General features: G+C 43.0%; 14 protein-coding genes, 2 tRNA genes and 1 pseudogene. 1 reads left to right on the top strand and 16 read right to left on the bottom strand.

Annotated features, from left to right (window positions below; translation table 11 throughout):
• Nucleotides 1–73 precede the first annotated feature (73 nt).
• Nucleotides 74–622, bottom strand: coding sequence for a hypothetical protein (locus ACH9UM_RS00290; protein WP_400091622.1), 549 nt, complete (start codon nucleotides 620–622; stop codon nucleotides 74–76).
• 1,139 nt (nucleotides 623–1,761) lie between these two features.
• Complete coding sequence (locus tag ACH9UM_RS00285) at nucleotides 1,762–2,034, bottom strand: PBECR2 nuclease fold domain-containing protein (protein ID WP_055158703.1); 273 nt, start codon at nucleotides 2,032–2,034, stop codon at nucleotides 1,762–1,764.
• A 302-nt stretch (nucleotides 2,035–2,336) separates the two neighbouring features.
• Between ACH9UM_RS00285 and ACH9UM_RS00280 the strand changes: the two genes are divergently transcribed.
• A complete protein-coding gene (locus tag ACH9UM_RS00280; protein WP_009242512.1) occupies nucleotides 2,337–2,840 on the top strand; it encodes a QueT transporter family protein in 504 nt (167 codons plus the stop codon).
• 33 nt (nucleotides 2,841–2,873) lie between these two features.
• Here the strand turns inward: ACH9UM_RS00280 and ACH9UM_RS00275 are convergent, their stop codons facing one another.
• The 14 genes and pseudogenes from ACH9UM_RS00275 to carB form a co-directional block, all read right to left on the bottom strand.
• Nucleotides 2,874–3,041 carry a hypothetical protein gene (locus ACH9UM_RS00275; RefSeq protein ID WP_155236655.1) on the bottom strand — a complete coding sequence of 56 codons (168 nt, stop codon included), beginning with the start codon at nucleotides 3,039–3,041 and terminating at the stop codon, nucleotides 2,874–2,876.
• A gap of 25 nt (nucleotides 3,042–3,066) precedes the next feature.
• Nucleotides 3,067–5,520 carry a hypothetical protein gene (locus tag ACH9UM_RS00270; protein ID WP_004846018.1) on the bottom strand — a complete coding sequence of 818 codons (2,454 nt, stop codon included), beginning with the start codon at nucleotides 5,518–5,520 and terminating at the stop codon, nucleotides 3,067–3,069.
• Complete coding sequence (locus tag ACH9UM_RS00265; protein ID WP_004846017.1) at nucleotides 5,517–6,713, bottom strand: SAM-dependent methyltransferase; 1,197 nt, start codon at nucleotides 6,711–6,713, stop codon at nucleotides 5,517–5,519. The genes ACH9UM_RS00270 and ACH9UM_RS00265 overlap by 4 nt, the downstream gene beginning before the upstream one ends.
• 34 nt (nucleotides 6,714–6,747) lie before the next feature.
• Nucleotides 6,748–7,263 (bottom strand): transcription repressor NadR, encoded by a 516-nt coding sequence (locus tag ACH9UM_RS00260; RefSeq protein WP_004846016.1) that lies wholly within the window; start codon nucleotides 7,261–7,263, stop codon nucleotides 6,748–6,750.
• Nucleotides 7,260–8,126 carry a carboxylating nicotinate-nucleotide diphosphorylase gene (nadC, locus tag ACH9UM_RS00255; RefSeq protein ID WP_022003078.1) on the bottom strand — a complete coding sequence of 289 codons (867 nt, stop codon included), beginning with the start codon at nucleotides 8,124–8,126 and terminating at the stop codon, nucleotides 7,260–7,262. The genes ACH9UM_RS00260 and nadC overlap by 4 nt, the downstream gene beginning before the upstream one ends.
• Before the next feature lie 18 nt (nucleotides 8,127–8,144).
• A pseudogene (locus ACH9UM_RS00250) lies at nucleotides 8,145–9,395 on the bottom strand (L-aspartate oxidase); the annotation flags it as partial.
• A 67-nt stretch (nucleotides 9,396–9,462) separates the two neighbouring features.
• On the bottom strand, nucleotides 9,463–10,368 hold the full coding sequence (gene nadA / locus ACH9UM_RS00245; RefSeq protein ID WP_044929665.1) for a quinolinate synthase NadA: 906 nt from the start codon (nucleotides 10,366–10,368) through the stop codon (nucleotides 9,463–9,465).
• 153 nt (nucleotides 10,369–10,521) lie between these two features.
• Nucleotides 10,522–10,593, bottom strand: a tRNA-Cys gene (locus ACH9UM_RS00240).
• An 89-nt stretch (nucleotides 10,594–10,682) separates the two neighbouring features.
• Nucleotides 10,683–10,754 (bottom strand) — tRNA-Glu (locus ACH9UM_RS00235).
• Between the two features lie 297 nt (nucleotides 10,755–11,051).
• Nucleotides 11,052–15,869, bottom strand: a complete 4,818-nt coding sequence (locus ACH9UM_RS00230; RefSeq protein WP_118188734.1) for a beta-N-acetylglucosaminidase domain-containing protein — start codon at nucleotides 15,867–15,869, stop codon at nucleotides 11,052–11,054.
• 241 nt (nucleotides 15,870–16,110) lie between these two features.
• Nucleotides 16,111–16,497, bottom strand: coding sequence for a hippurate hydrolase (locus ACH9UM_RS00225; protein ID WP_009242516.1), 387 nt, complete (start codon nucleotides 16,495–16,497; stop codon nucleotides 16,111–16,113).
• 80 nt (nucleotides 16,498–16,577) lie between these two features.
• The gene (locus ACH9UM_RS00220; protein WP_155234417.1) at nucleotides 16,578–16,742 is read right to left on the bottom strand and encodes a hypothetical protein; all 165 of its coding nucleotides are present in this window, start codon (nucleotides 16,740–16,742) and stop codon (nucleotides 16,578–16,580) included.
• 57 nt (nucleotides 16,743–16,799) lie between these two features.
• The gene (locus tag ACH9UM_RS00215; protein WP_009320681.1) at nucleotides 16,800–21,971 is read right to left on the bottom strand and encodes an Ig-like domain-containing protein; all 5,172 of its coding nucleotides are present in this window, start codon (nucleotides 21,969–21,971) and stop codon (nucleotides 16,800–16,802) included.
• Between the two features lie 315 nt (nucleotides 21,972–22,286).
• On the bottom strand, nucleotides 22,287–25,514 hold the full coding sequence (gene carB, locus ACH9UM_RS00210; RefSeq protein WP_009320682.1) for a carbamoyl-phosphate synthase large subunit: 3,228 nt from the start codon (nucleotides 25,512–25,514) through the stop codon (nucleotides 22,287–22,289).
• Nucleotides 25,515–25,749 lie beyond the last annotated feature (235 nt).

Below are 25,749 nucleotides of genomic sequence, written 5' to 3'. Positions count from 1 at the left end.
ACGTCCTTTTAGGTCTAAGTTTTTTTGGGGGCGGTACAATTTCTGATAGATGTTCTTTTTATCGTTATTTATACTATTCTATCATTGTATTTTCTTTGGCTTCTAAAATACTTTCACACATATATAAAAGCGATTTATATTTGTTGCCAACAATGTATTGTATTGTTGATATAAACCATAAAATAGTAGCCAAACCAATTATTAAGATAAATATCACTGCATATTCATCAAAACGAATCTCACTTTCTGCCATCTCCTGCATGATTTGATTTTCCGATAATGTGCCAAATACTATTCCTAATATTGAAATAAATACAGAGCCACAGCTTATGATTATCGCTACGACAGGAATTGCTTCACTCCTTATATTTCTTTGTGGAATTTTCTTTTGACATAACGCTTTGGTAACTCTTAATTCTTCTTTTCCCCAAGTTTTTAAATCTTTATATATCTTCAGGTATTTCCAGTCCAAAAATATTAGCCAACTTGCCGTTTTTAAAGAGGACCATTTTTTTAAATCATAAAATTCTAAATTATTCTCTTTAAATTCTTTTGATAAACCGCTCCTATAAATTACGACTAGAAAAATACCTCCTAAAAGAATTACAGAACCTATTTCCATTTTCATCGACTCCTTTCGGAAACAGTATGACCTAAATTAATGACCTTCAAAAATCATTAATTTCTGCATAATAAAAATTCTCGTTTTAAAATTCGTCTTGAAAGAAGTCTCATTCTACATTATAGTATTTACAGAAGGAAACTTCTTAGTTGAAGTACTCGGTAGTCTTGATGGAATTACGAGTACTTCTTATTTTTTAGTTCTTCGTCGATTTTTTCATTAAGCCATTCGGATTTTGTTTTTCCTTGTTCAGATATTTTTTTCTCAAATCTCAACATTTTTTCTCTATCCACAGCAACACTAAATGTTTTTTGTTTCTCGCGTCTGGCTTTCATGTAATCGGCTCTACTTTTCTCCGCGATTCTTCTCACCTCCATATGTTACGCGTTACGCATAATATATTATTGTTACGCGTAATTGTCAAGAGGCTTTCCAAAAATTTTTTCCACCCTACCTATGGAATTAAAAAAGGGACGATGTTACTCACCCTCTGAATTATTGTTTTTCGGTGTCTCCAGCAAACAAGCAATACTGACCAGGATTAACAGCACAGCCGCCAATGCGGAGGCTGATGCCACCATCATCCAGTTTACGTCATCAAGAACCGCCGCATGTTCTTTCGTTGTCGCCGACAAAAGATCTGCTTTTAACTACACCTTATCCTTTCTTTACAACCGCCCTTTTCTCAGCCCTTGCTTTTACAAGCACTATCTTTGCGCCGTTACTTTCCGAGGTCAGCTCTTTAAACCGCTCTTCTGTCAGTTTCAGTTCATCTCCAACTGTGACTTTCCTCTTCAGCTACTTGTCATAATAACTTTTAACGCATACTGCTTTCATGGCATTTCCTACTTTCTGAATATAAAAATACCACCAACCAAACTGGCTGATGGTGAATCGTCGATATTTACAAAATAAGAAGTTACTCGGCAGGCGTCGCCTCTCCTGCATCTCTTTTGACCCAATGGGTGCGTGGTTGCAACGAATTTTACCACCTCGAACAACTTCTTATTTATTGTATCTAAAGTATATAGTATTTATTCCTTTTTGTAAAGGATTTCTTTATTTCTGAGGTAATTCTGTAAACGTTTTTCACTTATTTCCCAACAAGATATAACCGAATTTTTATATCCAGCATTATCTTACGATGCGCAAATTCGCAACACCATTTGAGCATATTCCTCTTTTGTTTTTATCCTTTTAACCACAAGCCCTGTATTTTTATGTTTATCTTTAATAATAAAATCCGGGGCAGATATGATATCATTCAAATAATCTGTAACTTCTTTATATACTTCTGGGTGTCTATCCAAAATATGCTGAAGCTGATTATCTGTAATAATAACTTCATCCGTTACGATATCTTCGGTTATACAACTATATATGCTTTTATTAATTCTACCAATGGTATGCACTTTTGATACCTCTTTTACATTAGATGCTGATGATTGGAAAATTAACTAACAGAATGCTGGGGACAGCTTGAATTCCAACGCTCTCCGTGCTATACTAACCCACGTTACAAAAACCCGAAAAATAAGGTCTTACAAGGGTTTCGCCGATTTCCGGCGTAAGCCAAATACCTGCGGTATTTGACTCTCGCGACATTCGCCAAATGGATGTGCAAGCACCTCCACATGGCTCATTGTTTCGCGGAAAATGAATCGTGTGTTCGTGACCTTCCACACGTAAAACAAAACTAAAGGAGAATTGAAAAATGAAAACAACTCAACAAAGCAAAGTGCTTTTCATGGCACAGGCGGCGATGATCGCCGCAATCTACGTCGTACTGACTATGCTCGGCGCATCTTTTGCATTCGGAGAAGTGCAGATCCGCTTTTCGGAAGCGCTGACAATTCTGCCCGCAATCACACCTGCGGGAATTCCCGGAGTATTTTTAGGATGTCTTATCAGCAACATATTAGGCGGAGCAATCTTGCCGGATATTATTTTCGGAAGCATCGCCACATTGATCGGAGCTTTATTTACATGGCAGCTTCGCAATAAAAGCAAATATTTAGCGCCGGTTCCTCCGATCATCGCAAACGCGCTCATCGTTCCGTTTATTTTAAAATACGGTTATGCAGTTCCTCTTCCGATCCCGTTTATGATGCTGACAGTAGGTCTGGGGGAAGTGATCTCCTGCGGAGTTCTCGGAATGATACTGTACACAGCACTGAATAAATATAAAGGGGTTTTATTTAAACCTTCCATATCATAAAATATTCTAAAGCATGCGGCAGTTCAGCTTGCGTCATTCGCAAAACTCATTCGCAAAACGCACTCCGCGCTTATTGCGGCCAAACATCTGAAGCGCTGCTAACATACGATACAAAAAATATCCGTGAGATACGTTTTTCGCATCCCACGGATATTTTTTATCACTTATATTTACCTTTCCGGTATGTGCCGCGCCAATCAACTTCCTGAGGAAAGTTCTCCTTTTATCATCTGATGTATCCGATAAATGTGTTTCCGCCTGCTTCTGTCATATTTTCCATTTCGCTCATGCCGACTGTATATGATTCTCCTGTACTCGGATCTACATATGTGATATCCGTCATCGTATATCCTGTCAAAAGCACCGCATGTGCCGATTCCAATATCGCGATCATCGGACACCCGCGATTGATCACATATAACATCTGATCGAGAGAACAGCCTGTCAGATCAAGCCGCTGTGCATGATACTGTTCCATATAACGCTCACACGCATCAAGAGAACTTTCTCCTTCTTCACATTGAAACTTACCTGCTTCTGTTGAATAAACAAGATCCCGGTTTCCTTTCTCCCATACATATTTTTGCTCGGAAGAAATTACAACTCCCGAAACCTGCTCTGCCTTTTGAACCGCATACCCTGCTTTGTTATAGACAGCCGCCAGTTCTCCCATGCCGTAAACATAATATTTTTCTTCTTTCTCTTTCCCTTTCAGCTCAATCGTCAGCGTTTTTTTGCCCGGCTGATATATCGGTTTTTCATTCTGTTTTTGTTTCTTTTTCACTCCGTCCGCAAATGTAAAACGCATCTGTTTTCCTGTGTTTTCCGATACATATGTTTCAAAAACAATCTTCGACTCTTTACGTTCCTCATTGTTCGTAACATATTCCTGCTTTGTGGAATTATATGTTTCTCCGTCTTTTATAACGCGGTTAAAAGTCAGCAGATTCCCGTCGATGAGCACATCCGTCGTATAAATACTTTGTTCTGTGAAATTATACTGCGCAGCTTCTTTATTCTTAGAGTTTCTGATCTGCACTTCGTACATCGGTGTGATCTCTTCGCCTGATACCGTGATCCCTGTATCGGCAGGATTTACCTTTCCATATATAAAATCTCCGTTGATAAACCCAAGAGGGCGCAGGTTTTCCCCATCTTCCGCTTTGATCGTATAATCCTCTCCGCTCTTTAAGTTCATTATATGAAGCGTCGCGGACTTATCTGTTTTCCCTCCGGTCTGATACACCATAAGATGACCGTCATCTGAAACGGCATACCGTTCGTCAGTAAGATTCTCCGCAAGCACTTTCTTCTCATCTTTCTTCAGATCGATCCGATATAAAGTTCCGTCTGCAAGAACGTGCAAAAGGGAAGTACTCTGATTATAATATACCATCTTACCAAGCTCATCTTCTGCGATGGCAAACGATTTCGTACTTGTAATAAATGCCTTTTCCTCAATCTTATTTTCAGCCGCATCATAATAATAAATGCCGACGCCGACCTCGCCTTCGTGGCTGCCGCGCGCCATATACCCGTAAACGGCAAACGTAATATTATTTTTATTATCAATGCCGATCACACGCACCGCATGCTGATCATTCTCTCCCCGCGTATCTCTGCCTTCCTGATCTGGCATGGAAAATACTTTTGTCAGATTTCCTTTTTTCGACTCATACAGCCATAATTCACCGGCCTGCACAAACGCGGCGGAAGTCTGGTCTTTATTGATCTCATAGGAAATATCCTTCGGAATAATGCCAAGTATGATTCCGTTTTCATCAAAATCACTTTCTCTTCCGTCAAATACTTGTTCCATATTCCGGTTATAGTCGAGCAAATAGATCGTATCTACGAGAAATCTCACCCGGAAAAACTCTTTCACGTTATAGATGCTTTCCGCTCCCTCTTCGTCCGTACAGGAAACTTTATATTTTGCGAGTATAGAAGTATATACCGTATTACTTTCTTTTATATCCCACTCCACATCTCCGATCACGGAGGGCTTCATATCTCCCCATTGTATATGCGTAATATCTGAATGAATATTTACCGTTTGATATGTCGTATTATCGCTCTTTTCATCCGGCTCTAAATATGCCGTAAGTTCCTCTGTCGCTTCTTTATTCAACGCTTTTGTATGAAAATCTTTTGCAAATGCAAGGCACTGATCAGTCGTGACTTCTTTCGGTCGTACAATGCGGGTATAATATCCCGCCGTCTTTCCGTTTTGAGACAGCGGCGTATCAAGCGTCACTTTCAAAACAGCCTCCGGCTCTTCCGATGACAAGATCCCTTTCAAGTCCAGTTCTGCCTGCGAAGTTTCTTTCACTATATCCGCTTTGCCTTCTGCATGTTTCTTCGTTCCGTCAAGCGAATATACCTCATATTTAAGTTTATCGATCTTATTTCCGTATTTTTCTACTTTTACAGTCAATGAACCGTCGCTTTTAAGCGGAGTGATCGTATCACGTACAGCAGGTATCTCCATCTTGTTTACATAACCAAAAAGCGGATTCACTTCTGTTTCTCCGACATAAAAAGAAATCTCAGGCAGAGATGCAGCCCCCATGTCGGCGGCCTCATCCGACACATCTTTGTTGATCACAAGGCTTGAAATAATGACCGCGGCACAAAAAACAACGATCAAAATACCTGCTTTCATTATTTTTTTCTTCATTCTTTGTAATTCTCCCCTTTATCTGCCAACAATCTCCCCAACGTCGGCTCTATCTGCAAAAAACGTTCACATTTTTCAATCGCTGTTCCCGCGCTTTTTTTCGTAACTCTTTTCTCATCCGCTCTGACCGCCCGAAGCAAAATATTTTTCGGAGTGTGCTCCATATCGATAAACTCAAGTACCTGCGTATCATATCCCGCAGCTTCTAAATATTTTGCTCTCAATCCGTCCGTCACAAGCGCCGCAAACCTCTCCCTCAAAAGTCCGTAATCCATGATCGGATCCAGACATCCGTCATAACACTGCGTCTTATCCGCTTTCGCGAATTGTCCGTTCACTTCGTGCTGACAGCACGGAACCGATAATATAACTTTGGCATTCCAACCGATCGCTTTTGCAAGCGCATAATCTGTCGCCGTATCACATGCATGAAGCGTCACGACGACATCCACCTCGTTCACTCCTTCATAATCCGCAATATCTCCTACGAGAAAATGCAGTTTCTCATACCCATATTTTTTTGCAAGTCCGCTACACCGGCGAATCACATCTTCCTTCAGATCGAGTCCGATCACATGAATGTCAAACCCTTTCAGTTCTTTCAAATAATAATACATCGCAAACGTAAGGTATGATTTTCCACAGCCGAAATCGAGAATTGTCAATTCACGTCCTTTGTCAAGCTGTGGAAGGATATCTTCTATAAATTCAAGAAAACGGTTGATCTGGCGAAACTTATCCGTTTTCGTCCGAACGATCTTCCCTTCTTCTGTCATAACTCCGAGATCATTTAAAAACGGAACAAAAGTTCCTTCTTCTAATATATAGCGTTTCTTCCTGTCATGTGAAAGCTCTGCCGGAGGCGCCGCGCTTTTTCGGTTTTTCCGCTTGATCGAAATTTTTCCTTTCTTGCTCACAAGAACCGTATATTCCGCCTGAACAGTCTCGATCTGCATCTGCCGGAAATTTTCCATATGACCTGCCAGTATTTCCGCTGCATCTTTGCAGTTTATGTTTTCATGAAACGCCTGCGTCTTCGTAAACTTTTCTACCTGAAACATGAAATCGCCGTTTTTCTCAAGAGGACGGACTTTCGCTTTCACGACGCCGTCCTTCGTCCTCGGATTGCTGAGCACCGCACGGATAAATTCTCTGTTTAAAACTTGTTTCAGCAACTCAAAAATTTCTTTCATCTTCCAACCTCTGCCCGTATTCGCTTTCAATGATCTAACCGCGATCCTCCACAAGAAATCCCTTATTTCTCAACATATCCTCAATCAGATCCAATGTCTCTTCACTGTCAGCTTCTACTTTATGGTAATGATAATCCGAAGTAATATTTTTCAGCGGACTCGACTTTCCGTTCTGAATATCATCCATAAATTCCGTCACTTTTCTGCGGGATGTAATGTTGATCTCAGCTTCCATATGCCCGTAAACTCTGTGGTTGACCATCACATTGCGCACGATCCCGCCCAGATCGATGATCTCTGTCAGCTCTTCTTCAACCTGCGCATCTGTATGCTTCACTTTGAACACACGGCTTACTGCTGCCGGCTCATTGATAATATATCCCCTGTTCGTAGAGATGATATCATATCCGGCTGCCCGTATAAGCGCTATGTCCTGCACGATCACCTGACGGCTTACGTCATATGCCGCCGCCAAAACTTTCCCCGCAACAGGCGTCGTGCTGTTTCTGATCTGATCTACAATCTGTTTTCTTCTGTCAGAGCCTGTCATCTGACATCCTCCTTAACAGGATGCAGGTTTTTCATCGAAATGTCAAGTATCGGAGAAGAATGTGTTAAAGCTCCGCTTGAAATATAATCAACGCCAAGACCTGTCAGACGTGCAATATTCTCTTTCGTTACATTTCCCGAACATTCCGTTTCAGCTCTTCCGTCAATGATTCTGATTGCTTCCTGCATTTCTTCTGTCGTCATATTATCAAGCATGATAATATCTGCGCCTGCCTCTACAGCCTCTTTTACCATGTCGAGAGTTTCCACTTCAATCTCAATCTTGCGGACAAACGGCGCATATTCCTTCGCCATTTTTACAGCCTGTGCAACTCCTCCTGCCGCTCCGATGTGATTATCCTTCAGCAAAACTCCGTCCGACAGATTATATCTGTGATTATATCCGCCGCCTGTCGTAACTGCATACTTCTCAAAAACACGCATATTCGGCGTCGTTTTCCTCGTATCTAAAAGTTTCGTTTTCGTACCTTCCAGAAGTTTTGCCACAGAATGTGTATATGTTGCGATCCCGCTCATTCTTTGCAGATAATTAAGAGCCACACGCTCGCCGGAAAGAAGCACTCTGATATCGCCCTTCACCTTTCCCATAAGCTGTCCTGATTTTACCTCATCTCCGTCCTTACAGTAAAGCTCTGTTTTCGTATTTTCATCTAAAAGTTCAAACACCCTTGAAAATACGTCCAGTCCAGCAATAATCCCGTCCTCTTTGCAGATCAGGTCAACCTCTCCCGGAACGGCTTCTTTCATCACTGCGTTTGTACTGACATCTTCACTTGAAATATCTTCTTTTAATGCCTCCATGATCAAATGATCGGCCTGTAATTTCATTGTAATTTTATTCACGTTTCCACTCCTTTTTTCGTTCTCTCCCGCCTGCTTTGCGGCGGTATCCGTTTTTTCTCTTCCGATCTTCTGCGCCGCCCTTTTTGCGAACACAAGGCTTTCCAGCAAAGAATTGCTTGCCAGACGATTTGCTCCGTGAACTCCGTTGCAGCTCGTCTCTCCTGCCGCAAATAACCGTTCCATAGAAGTCTGACTATCGCTGTCCACCCAGATGCCTCCCATAAAATAATGCTGAGCCGGAACAACCGGAATCGGCTCTTTCGTCACATCGTACCCTTCTTCTTTACAACGTCTGTATATATTCGGAAAATGACTCAATATCGACTCTGTTCCTATATTCTCCATAGACAGCCACACATGATCTGTTCCGTCTTTTTCCATCTGTTCGCGAATCGCTTTTGTAACGACATCCCGCGGAAGCAATTCATTTACAAAACGATTTCCCTCTTTATCAAGCAGAACAGCTCCTTCTCCCCGCACTGATTCCGAAATCAGAAATCTCCGCCCCGGCTTCTTAGAATAAAGCGTTGTCGGATGAATCTGAACATAATCGGTATGTTCCAGTCTGATTCCGTGTTTTTTCGCAATTTCAAGAGCATCTCCCGTCAAATGCGGAAAATTTGTGGAATGACGGTACAATCCTCCGATTCCGCCGCTTGCAACGATCGTATACGCTGAGCGAACTGCCCGGCTCGTTCCGTCTTGTTCCTGCATGACAACGCCTCTGCATACTCCGCCTTCCTCTATAATATCCGTCATTGTCGTATATTCAAAAATCTCTACATTGTCAAGCTCTTTCACCCGCGCCAAAAGTTTTCCCGTAATTTCTTTTCCTGTAATATCCTCATGAAATAAAATCCTCGGACTTGAATGCGCCCCTTCTCTTGTATACTCATATGTACGAGAAATATCACTGTCACCGATGACATCATCACTATGCTCTGTCCTGCGTTCAAATTCAACGCCGTACCCGATCAGTTCCCTGATGATCTCCTGCGAACTGCGGATCATAATATCGACCGATTCTTTTCGGTTCTCATAATGCCCCGCACGCATCGTATCTTCAAAATAACTGTCATAATCACTTTCATCGCGCAAAACGCAGATTCCGCCCTGTGCCAAAAATGAATCGCTGCTCTCCAGATCCGCTTTGGTAATCATCATAATTTTAAAATCACGCGGCAGATTCAATGCCGCAAATAATCCTGCGACTCCTGTTCCGACAATGACCACATCGACCTGATCTTGTTTTTCTTTTATTTTTTCCATATCCACTTCCCTTAGCGCCCCTAATCTTACCTTACTATTCCTTAATTATATCTTTCATTTTCACCTGTTATTTTGCCAGATCAAGCATCTTTTCCAACGGTTTCTTTGATTCGGCACGAAGAGCTTCGTCCATCTGAACTTCATTTTCACCTGTTCTCAAAACATGAGCGATCTTTTCCAGAGTGATCATTTTCATATCTTCACAGACCGGTTCTGTTTTTGTAAAATAGAACTTTTTATTCGGATATCTTTTTTCAAGCTCATATCTCACACCGTTTTCCGTGCAGATGATAAATTCCTCAGCGTCGCTCTTTCCCACACGATCAATAATGCCGGACGTGCTTCCGATATAATCCGAAAGATCAAGAAGCGACTTCGGACATTCAGGATGCGTCAGCACTTCCGCTTCCGGATGCTCCGCTTTCGCCTGCTTTAATTCCTCTATTTTTACCGTCTCGTGAATCGGACAATATCCTTCGTTGTATACAAAATTCTTCTCCGGCGTCTGCTCCGCCACAAAATGCGCCAGATTTCTATCCGGAATAAAGAAAATGTTTTTGTTAGGAAGTGCCTTTACAATCCGAACCGCATTTGCCGAAGTTACGCATACATCCGATAATCTTTTCAGTTCTGCCGTTGAATTAATATAGCAGACAACCGCAAGATCATCATACTTCTTCCGCATCGCACGGATCGTCTCCTCATCTGCCATATGCGCCATCGCACAGTCCGCTTTTGCATCCGGCATAAGAACCGTCTTCTGAGGATTCAGCACTTTCGCACTTTCGCCCATAAACGAAACGCCGCAGAACACAATCGTCTGCTCCTCCAACTCTACTGCCACCTTGCTCAGGTAAAAAGAATCGCCGATATAATCTGCAATTTCCTGAACTTCCGGTCTTACATAATAATGCGCCAGTATGACCGCGTTTTTTTCCTTCTTCAACTGTTCGATCTCTTCTCTAATCGTCATTCGTATACCCTTTCCCGCATGAAATCCATACGCCTTTGTTTCTGTCGTGATGCTCATTATAACACTTGAGTTTACAAATGACAAGACAGTTGTGCCGCTCGCCTTTTGCAAAAAAGAATCCCGAAAAACATTAGTCTTTCGGGATCTCTCAAGAGGCGCAGACCGGATTTGAACCGGTGAATCAGGGTGTTGCAGACCCACGCCTTACCACTTGGCTACTGCGCCTTATTCATATATATACTACACATAGTAAAATAATATGCATAGTTTTATCATTCTTTTCGCAACAATACTTCTGTTGTCCGAATGATAAATGACCCCGACGGGAATCGAACCCGTGTTACCGCCGTGAAAGGGCGATGTCTTAACCGCTTGACCACGGGGCCATTGTTTTCTAGTTCTGTAGCAGAACCGTTTTTAATATTATCATATAACTTTTATAATTGCAAGTCTTTTTTTCTTATTCTGTCAATTTTTTTACTAAAATTTTTTACAGTTTTTTACGATTTTTTAAAGCTCATTTTTTATAGCTTTTTTGAAAACATTTCTTACGTTCCATATTCTATTGTTTTATCTTTAATCTACACTGCAAAACTGCCGGCAGGATAAATCCCGCCGGCAGAAAAATCTGTATTTTACTTTTTATAACTGATCACCGTTCGTCAATCAAAACAACCGTTTCATTAAGAACGTTTTCTGCGTGATCTAAGAGTTACAGCAACTGCAGCGCCTGCTATACCAAGACATGCAATCCACAGCGCTATGTTTGTTGTATCACCTGTCTGAACTGCTCCGCCTTTGTTCGGCTGCTGTGGCTCATCTTTTATTTTCTCAAAACGAGCCTCAATCTTAATACCGTTCAGTTCTTTTGTGATTGGTGTATCGAAGTCAAACTTCTTATCTCCCACAAACCATCCGAGGAATTTGTATCCCTCTTTTGTCGGGTCTGCCGGTTTTGTCAGTTTTTCTCCGTCTTTTACTTTGACTTCTTTTCCGTTAAGTGTCACTGTCCATTCTTTCTCACCCGGTGTCGGTGTGTCGATCTTCTCAAAACGAGCTTCGATCTTAATACCGTTCAGTTCTTCTGTGATCGGTGTATCGAAGTTAAACTCTTTATCTCCTACAAACCATCCGAGGAATTTGTATCCCTCTTTTGTCGGATCTGCCGGTTTTGTCAGTTTTTCTCCGTCTTTTACTTTCACTTCGTTTCCGTCAAGCGTCACTGTCCAAAATTTCTCTTCCGGTGTCGGTTCGTCGATTTTCTCAAAACGAGCTTCGATCTTAATACCGTTCAGTTCTTCTGTGATCGGTGTATCGAAGTTAAACTCCTTATCTCCTACAAACCATCCGAGGAATTTATATCCTTCTTTTGTCGGGTCTGCCGGTTTTGTCAGTTTTTCTCCGTCTTTTACTTTTACTTCTTTTCCGTCAAGTGTCACTGTCCAAACTTTCTCTTCCGGTGTCGGAGCATCTGTTTTTGAAAGGAACATCTCTATAATGCCGACCTTAGCATCTGACCACTCAATTTTCACATCAAGAAGCACTGTCTCATTCGGAAGAACAAACTCATTCACTGTCTTGCCCAGTGTTCCGACAGGTTTCCATGTATCTGCTTCTGCTAATGTTCTCACACTTACAGTTGCATTTGAAATCGAATCTGCTCTCTGAACAATCTTAATCTTATTGCGGTCATTCTTCTCTGATACATGATAAACAAGGTTTCCGCTCTTTTCTGCCGGAACAAATGATGTCGCAAGATTCATATCTGACATATAAGAGAATTTTCCGTTTTGTGTATCGAGACATGAGCTTTCATATGTCGGATCGTTTTCACTCGGAACATACGCTCCGTCATTGATCTCAAGCTCGCTGAAGCGAACCCACTTGTCAGAACCGACTTTTGTTCTTGTTACCTCGAATTTCAGGTAACGTGCATCTTTGTTAATGTTTGTTGCTTCTTTTGTATTATAAGAAGTTTCATGATTCGGAAGCACCGCTCCGATCTCATCAGTATCATTCGCTTCTCCGTTATTTGGTCCATCCTGTGAACCGAGAGTCATGATTTCTTCCCATGTCTCTCCGTCTGTAGATACAGAGAATTTACCATGTCTGATATAGTCATGCTCGCTATCCTCGCAGACAGCTTTGAACTTATCGAAGTGGATTGTCTGTCCGAGATCGTATACGAACCAAACGCCTTCGTTCTGTGATGTCTGATAAACAGCCTCTGTTGCTCTGTTTCCGTCGAACGCTTTCTCAGGATCTGTGATCGTATAATTTCCGCTTTTTGAATGCAGTGATTTTTCTTTGAACTCTACCGTATTTACAACGAATTGTTTCAAATTGAATTTCACATCATCATTCGTCTTGTTGATCAGTCTGATATATCTTGCATCTCCCGGTTTCTTTGCATCATATGTTGTCCACTCATATGCATTGAGAGATGTTTCAAGGGTAAGCTTGTCTGCATTTTCAAGATTCTTCTGAATATCTTTAATCTCATGAATGCGGTCTAATTTTAAGCCGATATACTGATCTTTCTTTAAAGTAATATCATTCTTAGCTTCGATTTCAGCGCTTTCATCCAACAGATTTGCTCTGTATTCTTTGTAAGCGTCTACGTTTGTGTAAACTTTCGAGTTAAACCATACTTTAGAGTCAACGTCAAATTCTCTGATCGCAAACCAGTTTTTCTGTGTCGCATTATTCTTGATACGAACATACTGTGCCTGAATATCTTTGTCAGATACATCGATCTCTATCGTGCGTTTGTTTTCAAATGTTGCAATCTTTGTCCATTTCTGACCGTCAACCGACCACTCCAGATCACAGTTCTGCATATAATCTGCATGTGTATCATTATTACCCTGGACAATCTTGATCTTTCCAAGTGTGATCTTCTCGGACAGCTTCACTCCGAAATAATCACCTGCGATCATAGAGTCACCGTTTGTAGGATCTCCCTGTCTTACATTGTAATGTACGCTTGTGCCTTCATCACCGTCGATTGCATTATTTTCGTTTCCATTATTGTAAACAGTCCAACCTTCTGTTGTACGGATCACTTCTTTTGTAAACGTATCTGCCGCTCCGGGCTGCAAGTCTACTTTGAACTCACGCATAGAAGGCCATTTACCAGATCCTCCCACTCTCGAGCACTCATAACGAACTGCCGTAACGTTCTCGATTTCAAGTCCTGCCACATCAACTTTCGCAGCATATGGTCCGTATTCTTTTCCGTTTTCTAATTCTTTCCACTCATCAGAACCTTCTGCCTGATATTTCAGTTTTGCGTATCCGAATGTATCGTCCGGTTTCTCTTTTCCTGCGCCGTTTTCGATATGTACGCCGTAAATAGTCGTCGGTTTGCTGAAGTTCACCTGATAATACTGTCCGACACCTTCTGCTCCGTTGTACCATGCATACGTACCGCTGTTGCCGTCAATAATATCTGCCGGTTTTCCGCTCTGCCATGTCTGAAAGCTTGCCTCTGCCGTAATTTTCAACGGTCTTTCAACATCGCCTGCCACATAATCGTTCATCGGATCTGACAATGCCGCTTCCAATGTTTTTGCCAGAGGGATCAAATGGGTCGATCCCGGAGTTACAACTGCCGGAGACGCATTGTACATCTCTTTTGTATATGTCTGGGAGGTCGCATAACTTCCCGAACCTGCCATATACAGATCAAACGCGCTCTGCATATCATTTTTCTGCATTGCATCCTGTGCCTGTGCAAAAGAACGGATTGCCGTACAGAGATCTTTCAAAGAGTTTGTAAACGGAAGGATTTCCGCTTTCATTGCCTCGTTTTTGCTCTTTGCATGGAAACCGTCGCAAGCTTCAATGATTGTTGTCATCTCTGCCACAAGCTGCGTTGTTGTTGCTTCTTCTACGTTTCCTGCTGCAAGCTGTGTTTTATAAGTATTGATCAGACCCTGAATTTCTTCTGACTCCGGCAATACAAGTCCATGTCCGTTCGGTTCCGGGTTAGACATATGTTTCGCAAGTGTATGAAGCTCTTCAGATGCATTTTCATCAATATACGCAAATGAATCCGCCCAGCTCTTATCCATATTAAATCCTGCGATATTCCAGCTATAATCCGCAACTGCGAAGATCGCCGGTTTCGATACTTCTGATTCCTGCATCGGGTTTGTCACCGCTCCCGCAAGATCTTCCGGATTTACATCTGTTTTAAGCTGCACACCTTTACCCATCATAAGACGTCCGTGATTAATGTCGTTTACAGGCCAGTTGAGCCAGAATAGCGGGGCACGACGTTTCTGACCGTCTGTCGTTCTATGAGTTCTGAAGTGATCAAGCGTTACCTGCTCGATCGGTTTACATACTGCTTCTCCTGTCCAGAAGATCTTGATATCTTCCGGGAATCCTTTGTCATACTCGTTCAGCTCTGCATAATTGCCGCCTGTACCGCCTGACTGCCATGAATGGTTATATCCTGCCGGACAGAATACTGTGTCATATACATCGCCTTTCTTTTTTGCCCACTCGGATACTTTTGTCATCATGTTGATCACGATCGTTCTCGGAAGGCTTCCGACGTCGTCGCCGAGTACTCCGAACTGACGCACGCCTGCATCGTACAACTGATCAAATTTGCGCAGAAGCGCCTGAATCTCCTGATCTGCCTGCGCCTGATTAAATCCTCCCATAAACGGGTGGGCTGTCCAAACGAAACGGCACTTAGAATCGTTTCCGACTTTTACCATTTCCTTGATCTTTGCCAGTTCTTCTTCCGGATATAAATCACGCCATTTTCCTTTGTGATACTCATCGTCTTTCGGAGCAAAGATATAAGACGTCATCTTATAATCTCCGCCGAATCTCATAAGAGACATTCTGTCCTCATTCGACCACGGAAGTCCGTAATATCCTTCGATAAATCCACGGATATTTACATCTGCATAATCTCTCATCTCAAAGTTGCGGATCGTAGTTCCGTCCATCTGATTGAAGATATGCTTCAAAGATGTGATGCCGTAAAATACCGCATCTGTATCTAATCCGAGGATTACGATCTCACCCTTATTAGATGCGAGGAAATAGGAACCGTGATGGTCAAACAAAGATTTATCTACTGTGTAATGCTCCTTCACATATTTATCTACATATCCGTCGGAGCCGTAGATACCTGCAAGGATATTCGTCTTGCCGTCAACTTTTGCATTGGTAACAGCAGCGCTCTCACTCTTGCCTTTGATCGAAAGAACTTCTGTCATTCGATTCTTTGTCACATCATCAACACCGTTTTCGTAAACAATATTCACTTCTCCGATGTCGAATCCCCCATCCTGATAAGTCATCTCATGGGGAGTCGGGTAGATCTGATATTCCACCCCTGAAACTTCTGCAGTCTGCACTGCGTCAGCTTCCTCTGCCTGTACGGTCAACGCCGACGGTGCAGCCGATGTAAGTACAACTGCCGCCGCAAGCAGACCTGCCCACAAGCCTCTTACTGTTTTCATTCTCTTTCTCATACATTTCCCTCTTTTTCTAGTTACTATAGTTGCCCACTATTCCTATTTTCTTATGATATCGCACTTTACATTTCAGTTATTTGCACTTTTTAGCAACCGATTTGTAATTTATGATAGTTTTTGCCTATTGCCCGGACTTCTTTTGTGCAATATGTTTATTCTATTTTCTTTATTTTGTTTATACTGCACAATTATCTCTTTTCTCTCCGCTTTCTTTGCAGTTTATATAGCAAAAACGTTGTTATAGATCATGAAAAACCGGAGACATTCTTTCATAAGTACAAAACTGCGTATAACCTGCTTTTCTCAGCATTTCCTTCGTTTCTTCTATATAAGCGCCCAAGTGTTCCGGTTTATGACTGTCGCTCCCTATTGTGACGATCTTTCCGCCAAGCTCTCTGTACCGTTTTAAAATTTCCACAGAAGGCGTCGTGTCAGAAAGGCCGTACCGATATGACGATGTATTCACTTCCAGACCTTTCCCATCCGCTATGACAACTTGCAAAATCTCTTCGACGATCGGTTTGATCTTTTCAAACGGATAGACGCCCTTTTCATCATAACGGGCGATCAGATCCATATGCCCAAGCACGCTGTAATCCTTGTATTCCCGAACGACCGACAGCATTTCCTCATAATACTTTTCATTATATTCCTTCTGCGTTTTCCCATTTCAATGATCCGAAGTTGTTTTCTTCTATCATTTTATCACAAAGCGAACCGTTTTTTCCATTCTAACATTTTTATATACGTTTCCTTTCCACACGCCGTAAAGCTGTAAACTTGCCTGCTGCGGCGCAGACGTCCTCCCTGAAGGTTCTGCGCGATCAGAAACCGGAATATCCGATAATGCAGAAAAGGATCGCCGCTCACACGACAATCCTTTTTAAGTATCAATTTTTTATTTTGATCTTTTCTGCGTATCTTTGTTTATCCGTTCTTTTTTCTCGTGATCATGACCACTGCGCCTGCCGCAAGTGCAAGTACAAACGGGAAGAACGGCGCTGTTTCGTCTCCTGTCTTCGGAGGTGTCTTTCCATCCTCCTGCGGTGTCTGACCGCCGTCTTTTGTAACCGTTACTTTCACAGTGTCAGTTACTTTCACTGCATCCGCTCCGCTTCCCTGTGTCGCTGTCACTGTCAGCTTCGCTGTTCCTTTGCCGACTGCCTTTACATTGCCGTCAGCATCTACCGTTGCAACTTTTTTATCGGAAGAAGCCCATGCAAATGTTACATTTTCTGCCTTTTCCGGTGTGATCTTCGCTGTTGCCTTTGTTGTCTCGCCGACTTTCAGATCTGCTTTCTTAACTGACGCTTTCACGCCTGTAAGTACCACCGGTTTCTCCGGTTCCGGATCTGTTCCGCCGTCTTTTATTACCGTTACATCCACAGTAGCTGTTTTTGTTACCGCGCTGTCTCCGCTTCCCTGTGTCGCTGTCACAGTCAGCGTTGCTTTTCCTTCTGCAACCGCCTTAACGTTTCCGTCCTTATCTACTGTCGCAATCTTGTCATCGGAAGAAGTCCATGCAAGCTCTACGCCTTCTGCACCTTCCGGCATGATCGTTGCTGTTGCCTTTGTTGTCTCGCCGACTTTCAGTTCTGCCTTTTCAACTGACGCTTTCACGCCTGTAAGTACCGGTTTCTCCGGTTCCGGATCTGTTCCGCCGTCTTTTATTACCGTTACATCCACAGTAGCTGTTTTTGTTACCGCGCCGTCTCCGCTTCCCTGTGTCGCCGTTACAGTCAGCGTTGCCGTTCCTTCTGCAACCGCCTTAACGTTTCCGTCCTTATCTACTGTTGCAATCTTATCATCGGAAGACGTCCATGCAAGCTCTACGCCTTCTGCACCTTCCGGCATGATCGTTGCTGTTGCCTTTGTTGTCTCGCCGACTTTCAGTTCTGCCTTTTCAACTGACGCTGTCACGCCTGTAAGTACCGGTTTCTCCGGCTCTTCCGGTCTGTCCGGACGGATGATCGCTCCGCCGTCTTTCGCACCGTAAGCCTCGAACTCGACGATATGATCAGACGTACCCTGATTATTTTCTCTTCCGTTTACATAGACACGGATGTAGCGAGCTGTTACAGGTTCACTGTTTTCTGCGTTCCACATCTCTTTGCCTGCTGCCGTCTCGACATAAAACTCATCTTTGCCCGCGCCCTGTTTATGTACATTGTCTTTATCGGAGTTATATACCGTTGTCGTTTTGTCTGCCGCAAAGTTCTCGTCTGTACTTAACTGGATCACTGTCGGTCCGTATTTTCTTGAACCATCCCAGTATCTTGTCATATGGATCTTCATCAGATCATACTCGTCTCCGAGATCGAACTGCACGTAACGGGAATGGTTCTGGCTGTCGCTCGTATCTGTCAGCTCCAGATAATTCGCCGTACTCTTCACGCCGTCGTTTACCATGCTAAACGGTCTGTCCGGTTTCTCTGCCACTGCCGTATTAACAGTTGCATCATAAGCGGTAACTTTTACTTTCGGATTGTTCTTTGCAAGAACAACATTATCTTCTGTATCGATCAGATCTTTCACTTCATCATATGCAAGCGATCTGTCGAGAACTGTAATATAAGAAACTTCGTCTTTTGTCAGACCCTGCGCAAATATCGTTTCGCCTTTTGCGATCTCCGGATTTGCTTTATCTTCGCTGTATGTTGAAGCAACCACTTTTCCGTCAAGGTAAAGTTTGATCATTCCGTTAATTTCTTTTACAGCAGAGAATTGATGCTCTTTACCGTCAGCCGCAATTCCTTTCGTCTCGCTTGTGTAGCTGTCGTTTGCTTTATCAACCGTCTTCTGATCATATTTCGATGTGATCTTCATATTGTTAAACTCAAACGTCAGATATCCTTCGCCGTCAATGCCGACTTTATAAGCGCCTTTCTGCTCTGCAAGTACCACGTCTTTTGAATCTGTCTTGATCTTACCTGTTACAGTAAATCCGCCGTGTCCGTCGACAGAGTATTTCGCTTTTGTCGATACAGCTCCGTCTTTCAGATCATCGCTGATCACTCCTGTTATGATGCCGTCTTTAAACGCATCATTCTGCGCGCTTACTTTTGAAGTATTTCCGACAGTATCTTTCACGCCGTCTACACTTACGCTCACTGTCCGGGCATCTTTCAGTTCCTTATCCAAAGTCAGTTTCACTGTACGTCTGTCGGCTTTCAATTCTGCCTTTGTCACTTCGTATCCGTCTACCTTAAACATTCCCGCTTCCGGCGTACGGATCGTCTCGTCAAATTCAACTTCTGCTTCTTTTCCGTTTCCTTCTACAGAAAGGATTTTCGCAGGAGTTTCATCTTTCTCACCAAACTGCAGGATCAAAACTTCCTTCGGATTAAGCGTGTATGTCACTTCCTTGCCATATGTAAGCGGTTCATCTGTCTGGTGTCTCTGATCTCCTACGACAACCTTTCCGTAAACAGTTCCGAGATCTTCTCCGACGCCGATCAGTCTGTCATAAGTTACTTTATAACTTTGTGCTTCATTCTTCGGATTTCTGATCGAGAGAATTCCCTCTTTTCCGTTCCAGCAGGAATATCCGTAAACATTTCCGTCATTCGGTTTTCCGCCGAACATCTGTGATTTCTGAAGAATGTCGAAATTGTCTTCGATCCATTTTGCCGCTTCCGCGTTGATCTGCCATTTATTGTCATCAAACATGGAGTAACTATAATAATACTCCCAGAATGCCGTTCCTCTCGTTCCGAGCATATACAGGTGATTTCTCATCTCATCATCTGTATATTTGATATCCGGTCTATGATAAGCATCGTTTGCAGTCAATCCGTAAACCGGGTCATGGTTATAAAAATATTTGTTCGGAAGCTGCCACTCTCTTTCATTTAAGAAGTTATAATAAGCGTTGTCACGGTATGTAAGCATCGCTTCTTCATCCGTTGCATTAAAGCTATCCGTATAACCTGTATCTCCCGTATTCTGCATCCATACGCTGTTCACCCACTGAACGTGCCACGGACTCGGGTTTGTGTAAGAAGTCATATTAAGCCAAAGGTCTTTTCCCGCTCTGTTGTCACGCATATCTTCAAAAATATCCGTCCATCTCTCGTATGTCTCTGAAATCGTATAAAGCGGATTACCTGTCACATAATATTCGGACTGCTCTGTCGATGGATTTAAGAGCATTCCATCCAGTTTCCAGTAGTTGATATCAAACTTATCCTGATACTCGCAGAAAACATCTTTATTCAATTTCGTCAGATATCTCGCATCAGAAATATTAATATCTCCACCCGATTGATTATTTACAGAACCCAAACCATTACTTGCAATCCAATTCGCAATCGTTCTTTCTGTTCCATATCCGCCTCTTGGTCCAAGCCACAGTCCGAAGTTGGACGCAAGCTGATTCACCTGCAGACTGGAGTTGTAAAGCTCATTCGGAAACTTATTATTAAAATCCCAGAAGGAGCTGTAATTCGTCCATCCATCGTCTACAACATAAGAATCAAGAGGAGCTATCCCGTACTGTGTGAATCCTTTCTCAATCTCGAAGAAACTCTTCTGAATAATCTCGTCCGTGATCTCCTTCATGTTGTCGTACCATGAGTTGTACTGCTGACGGAACTCCGTATCTATTGCGATCGTCTCGATATATTCATAGAAATCGCTCTGTGTCACGCTGTAATCTCTGCTTCGGGCAGCTCCTACGACAGCGTCCCACGTCGTCATCTTTCCGTTTTCGTTTCCTTCGTTATACTCAAACTTATCATCGGATTTCAATGATTTTCCATAGTAGTAACGGATAAAGGAATTAGAACCTTTAATTTTGTTCTCTGTCTCCGGGAACTCACATCCCCAGTACATCGCACCTACATAGTACGGCTGTCCAAGCTCCAGATAATCGCCTTTCATTCCGCCCATGTCAGGATTGTCCGCCATAGTGTCACTGATCGTCCAGTATTCATTCTGTTTCAGATCAGTCTGTGCGATGTTCATATTTTCCAGATCGATATAATCGATCTTCGCTTTTTCTGCCTGCCCTTCCCCAACAGAAATATCGAGGTGTTTTCTCATGAAAGAATCTCCGTCTTTCATCGTGATCACTTCTTTGATCGTGTAATCTACACCTCTTACTCTCTTCGGCTCAAACGTAAACGTCAGCGTTTTCACTCCGTCCTTTTCTGTCAGTTGAGGTTCGCCCTGCACTTTCATTTCGCTCGTCTTAAGCTGTGTCGCGTTATCCACTACAGGGAACGTCGCTGTATCTTCAAAAAAGTCAAATTCCGAACAGCAGGCTACGTCTTTGCTTACATTTGCAGCTGACGGTTCATAACAATCAACAAACTCAATACGAACATACTGCGCTGTCACTTTTTCGTCCAAGTTCACATATGTTTCTTTTTTATTTTCAAAAGAACCTTGACCAACCAGTTTTGCACCGTCTGTTGTTTTCAGAGCATCGATGCTATCCCCGGTATAAATCTTATAACCTTTCACATGCCCGCTCACTGTGGGAGTTCCATTTTGATCCACTCTCTGCTGATAGCGAAGAGACTGGAACGACTTCTGCGAACCAAAATCGACATAAATATTATGCGGATACTCTTTCACCGCTGCATCCACGCCATCCCCATATTTAGAATGATAATATGTATTATTATCACCGTCGAACATCTTGTCTGCTCCGCCATTCGGCGCTTCATTCTCTGCAACGCTGTCCGCCGTTGCCTTCCAACCTGTCGTCTCCAACTTTTTCTTAGGCGCTACGAATCCGCTGTCTTCCCCTTCGGAATTATTGTCAAGCGTGTTGATTATAAACTCTTCACTGCCCGCCTGCGGTGTGAACACAGTCGGAGTTCCGGTACGATAGTTTGTAATCTCTTTTGTTGACAATACTTTGTCTGCGCTCAAACTGAACGTTCTTTTCAGATATTCGTTTCCGAAGACATACGTACCATCGTTCTTCTTCTCAAGAGTTACAGTACCGCTCTTTTTCTCAGGCGTCTGCCCCTGCTCTGCCGCAGTGTCTTCTGCATGAACCGTCTGAGCCATAAACGGAAGAGCCCCGCCGGTTGTCAGCGATACCGCGAGAACCGCAGCCATTCCCTTATGGAACATTCTCTTTTTCATAAACTTCTCTCCTTCTTTTTAAAATGTAATGTACGAATGTGCTCACCACATTACTCCCATCATCTTATAAATGATAGCATTACCCCCCCCCCCAATAATATTTACACTTTTTATCACTTCTTTTGTATTTTTTTCTTTTTATCTATGCTTTTTGTATAATATGGCTATTTTAGCTTTATTTTTATTGATTTTTTTCACATATACACCATCTGATTGATTTGCCAAAGGAAAATATCTTTCATTTTATACAAAAGATGCCTAACCGCAAATGCGGCCGGCATCTTCATAAAACCTGTCTTATATTAATGAATCATACTATTCTTTGTCCGTAATTTCTCCGTGAATTTCCTGAAGTGATTTCACTTCTTTGCTTCCATGTTTCTTCACTGCAAGAATTCCGTTTGCGGCAGCTTTCGCAGCAGCCATTGTCGTCATATACGGAACTTTCTTTTTGATCGCAGCTTTTCTCAAATAGCTGTCGTCATTCTTACTTTCTTTTCCTGACGGTGTATTCACGATCATGTCAACTTTTCCGTTCGTGATCACATCAAGCATATTCGGACGGCCTTCCTGAAGCTTATTGATCTTCTCTGCTTCGATTCCGTTCTCTTTAAGCAGGCTGCAAGTATGGTCTGACGCAATGATCTTGAATCCCGCTTTTGCAAAATCAGCCGCAACTTCCACAACTTCCGGCTTATCACGATTGCTTACAGAGATCAGCACCGTACCTTCAAGCGGAAGCTTTGTCTGTGTTGCTTCCTGAGCCTTATAAAATGCTTCGCCGAAAGATTTGGACAATCCGAGCACTTCTCCGGTCGATCTCATCTCCGGTCCGAGCAGCGGGTCTACTTCCGGGAACATATTGAACGGGAATACCGCTTCTTTTACTCCGTAGTACGGAATGTTCTGCTCTTTTAACGCCGGAACCGGTGAAGGTCTTCCTGTCAGTTCACTTGTCACAATGTCGATGGCAAGCGGAACCATGCGGATATTACATACTTTCGATACAAGCGGCACTGTTCTTGACGCACGAGGGTTCGCCTCCAATACGTACACTTTTCCGTTTTCGATCGCATACTGCATGTTCATAAGACCTTTCACATGCATCTCTTCTGCGATTTTTCTCGTATATTCTTTGATCGTCTTTACATTTTCTTCCGAAATATTTTTAGAAGGAATAATACATGCCGAATCTCCGGAATGTACTCCCGCAAGCTCGATATGTTCCATAACCGCCGGAACAAACGCATGTGTGCCGTCGCTGATCGCGTCTGCTTCACATTCTGTTGCATGTCCGAGGAAACGGTCGATCAAAATCGGACGGTCAGGTGTCACACCGACTGCTGCTTTCATATATCCTACCATGCTTTCCGCATCATATACAACTTCCATGCCACGGCCGCCAAGTACATAAGACGGACGCACCATAACCGGATAACCGATCTTCTCGGCAATTTCAAGAGCATCGTCCACCGTAACAGCCATTCCCGACTCAGGCATCGGAATCTCAAGCTTATCCATCATTTCACGGAACAGATCGCGGTCTTCCGCCAGATCGATAACAGACGGAGCCGTACCTAAGATTTTCACGCCGTTTCTTTCCAGATCTGCCGCAAGGTTCAGCGGAGTCTGTCCTCCGAACTGCGCGATCACTCCGACCGGTTTTTCCTTCTTATAAATGCTCAGTACGTCTTCCAGTGTAAGCGGCTCAAAATACAGTTTATCAGATGTGTCATAGTCTGTAGATACCGTTTCAGGGTTACAGTTGACAATGATCGTCTCGAAACCAAGCTTTTTCAAAGCAAGAGACGCATGTACACAGCAATAGTCAAACTCGATTCCCTGTCCGATACGGTTCGGTCCCCCGCCTAAGATCATGATCTTCGGTTTCTCTTCACTGATCGGGTTTTTGTCCGTTCCGTTATATGTCGAATAGTAATATGCTCTGTCCTGCGTTCCGCTTACATGAACGCCTTCCCACGTTTCCTCAACGCCGAGGCTGATTCTCTTATTGCGGATCTCATCCTCATCCACTTCAAGAATCTGGCTTAAATATTTATCAGAGAATCCGTCTTTTTTCGCCGCGATAAGAGCATTGTCTTCCGGCAAACCTCCCTTAAACGCAAGCAGAGCCTCTTCCTCTTCCACCAGCTCTTTCATCTGCTCAAGGAAATAGTGTTTTACTTTTGTCAGTTCATGGATCTCTTCTACAGAAGCTCCTTTTCTCAGCGCTTCGTAGATAACAAAGTAACGCTCGCTTGTCGCATACCGCAAACTCTTGAGAAGCTCTTCTTTTGTTTTTCCGTCAAAATCTTTCGCATGACCGAGTCCGTATCTTCCTGTCTCCAAAGAACGAATCGCTTTCTGGAACGCTTCTTTGAAGTTCTTACCGATGCTCATTACTTCGCCTACCGCACGCATCTGTGTTCCAAGCTTGTCTTCCACACCTTTGAATTTCTCAAATGCCCAGCGCGCGAACTTGATCACAACATAATCTCCGTCAGGAACGTATTTATCCAATGTACCGTACTTTCCGCACGGAATATCTTTCAGCGTCATGCCTGTCGCAAGCATTGCGGATACAAGCGCGATCGGGAATCCTGTCGCTTTCGATGCAAGCGCCGAAGAACGAGACGTTCTCGGGTTGATCTCGATAATGATATCTCTGTCTGTCTTCGGATCATGCGCCCACTGTACGTTACAGCCGCCGATCACCTTAACAGAATCTACTACTTTATGAGATTTTTCCTGCAGACGCTGCTGAACTTCTTCTGAGATCGTAAGCATCGGAGCGGAGCAGAAAGAATCTCCTGTATGAACGCCGAGCGGATCGATATTTTCGATAAAGCATACAGTGATCATATTGCCCTCTGCGTCGCGGACAACTTCAAGTTCCAGCTCTTCCCATCCCAAGATAGATTCTTCTACAAGAACCTGACCTACAAGACTTGCCTGAAGACCTCTGGCGCATACTGTTTTCAATTCATCTACATTATATACAAGACCGCCGCCTGCGCCGCCCATCGTATAAGCAGGACGAAGAACTACCGGATATCCAAGCTTCTCCGCAATCGCAAGAGCCTCGTCTACAGAATATGCAACCTCGCTTCGAGCCATCTCTATACCGAGCTGATCCATCGTGTGCTTAAATTCGATTCTGTCTTCTCCTCGCTCGATCGCATCGACCTGTACGCCGATAACTTCTACGTTATATTTCTCCAAAACGCCCGCCTGCGCCAGTTCTGAGCATAAATTAAGACCGGACTGTCCACCGAGATTCGGCAGTAATGCATCAGGTCTTTCTTTTTTTATGATTTGTTCTATTCTGTCAACATTCAAAGGTTCAATATAAGTAACGTCAGCAATCTCCGGATCCGTCATGATTGTCGCCGGGTTTGAATTCACCAATACAATCTCGTATCCTAAATTTCTCAATGCTTTACAAGCCTGTGTTCCGGAATAATCGAATTCACAAGCCTGTCCGATAATGATCGGGCCGGAGCCGATGATAAGTACCTTGTGGATATCATTTCTTTTTGCCATCTTTCTTCCTCCTGTATTGTCCCATGTTCTCATTTCATTTTCTCAATCGAATATTATACAATAAATTAAGTTTTCCGACAATCCTTAATTTTCACTTTTCTCTCTATATTTTCCTATATTTTTATCCTGTATTCTCATCGGCTTTTCATTTTTTACATTTTTTCCGACTTCCGGCTTTTTAACTTTTCATATTTCTATAAGTTTTCACAGCTTTAACTGTCCGGTTTTTTACATT

Origin of the sequence: Mediterraneibacter torques (assembly GCF_044591705.1) — a bacterium.
Lineage (GTDB): Bacteria > Bacillota > Clostridia > Lachnospirales > Lachnospiraceae > Mediterraneibacter > Mediterraneibacter torques.
This window is presented reverse-complemented; position numbering and strand designations above follow the sequence as displayed.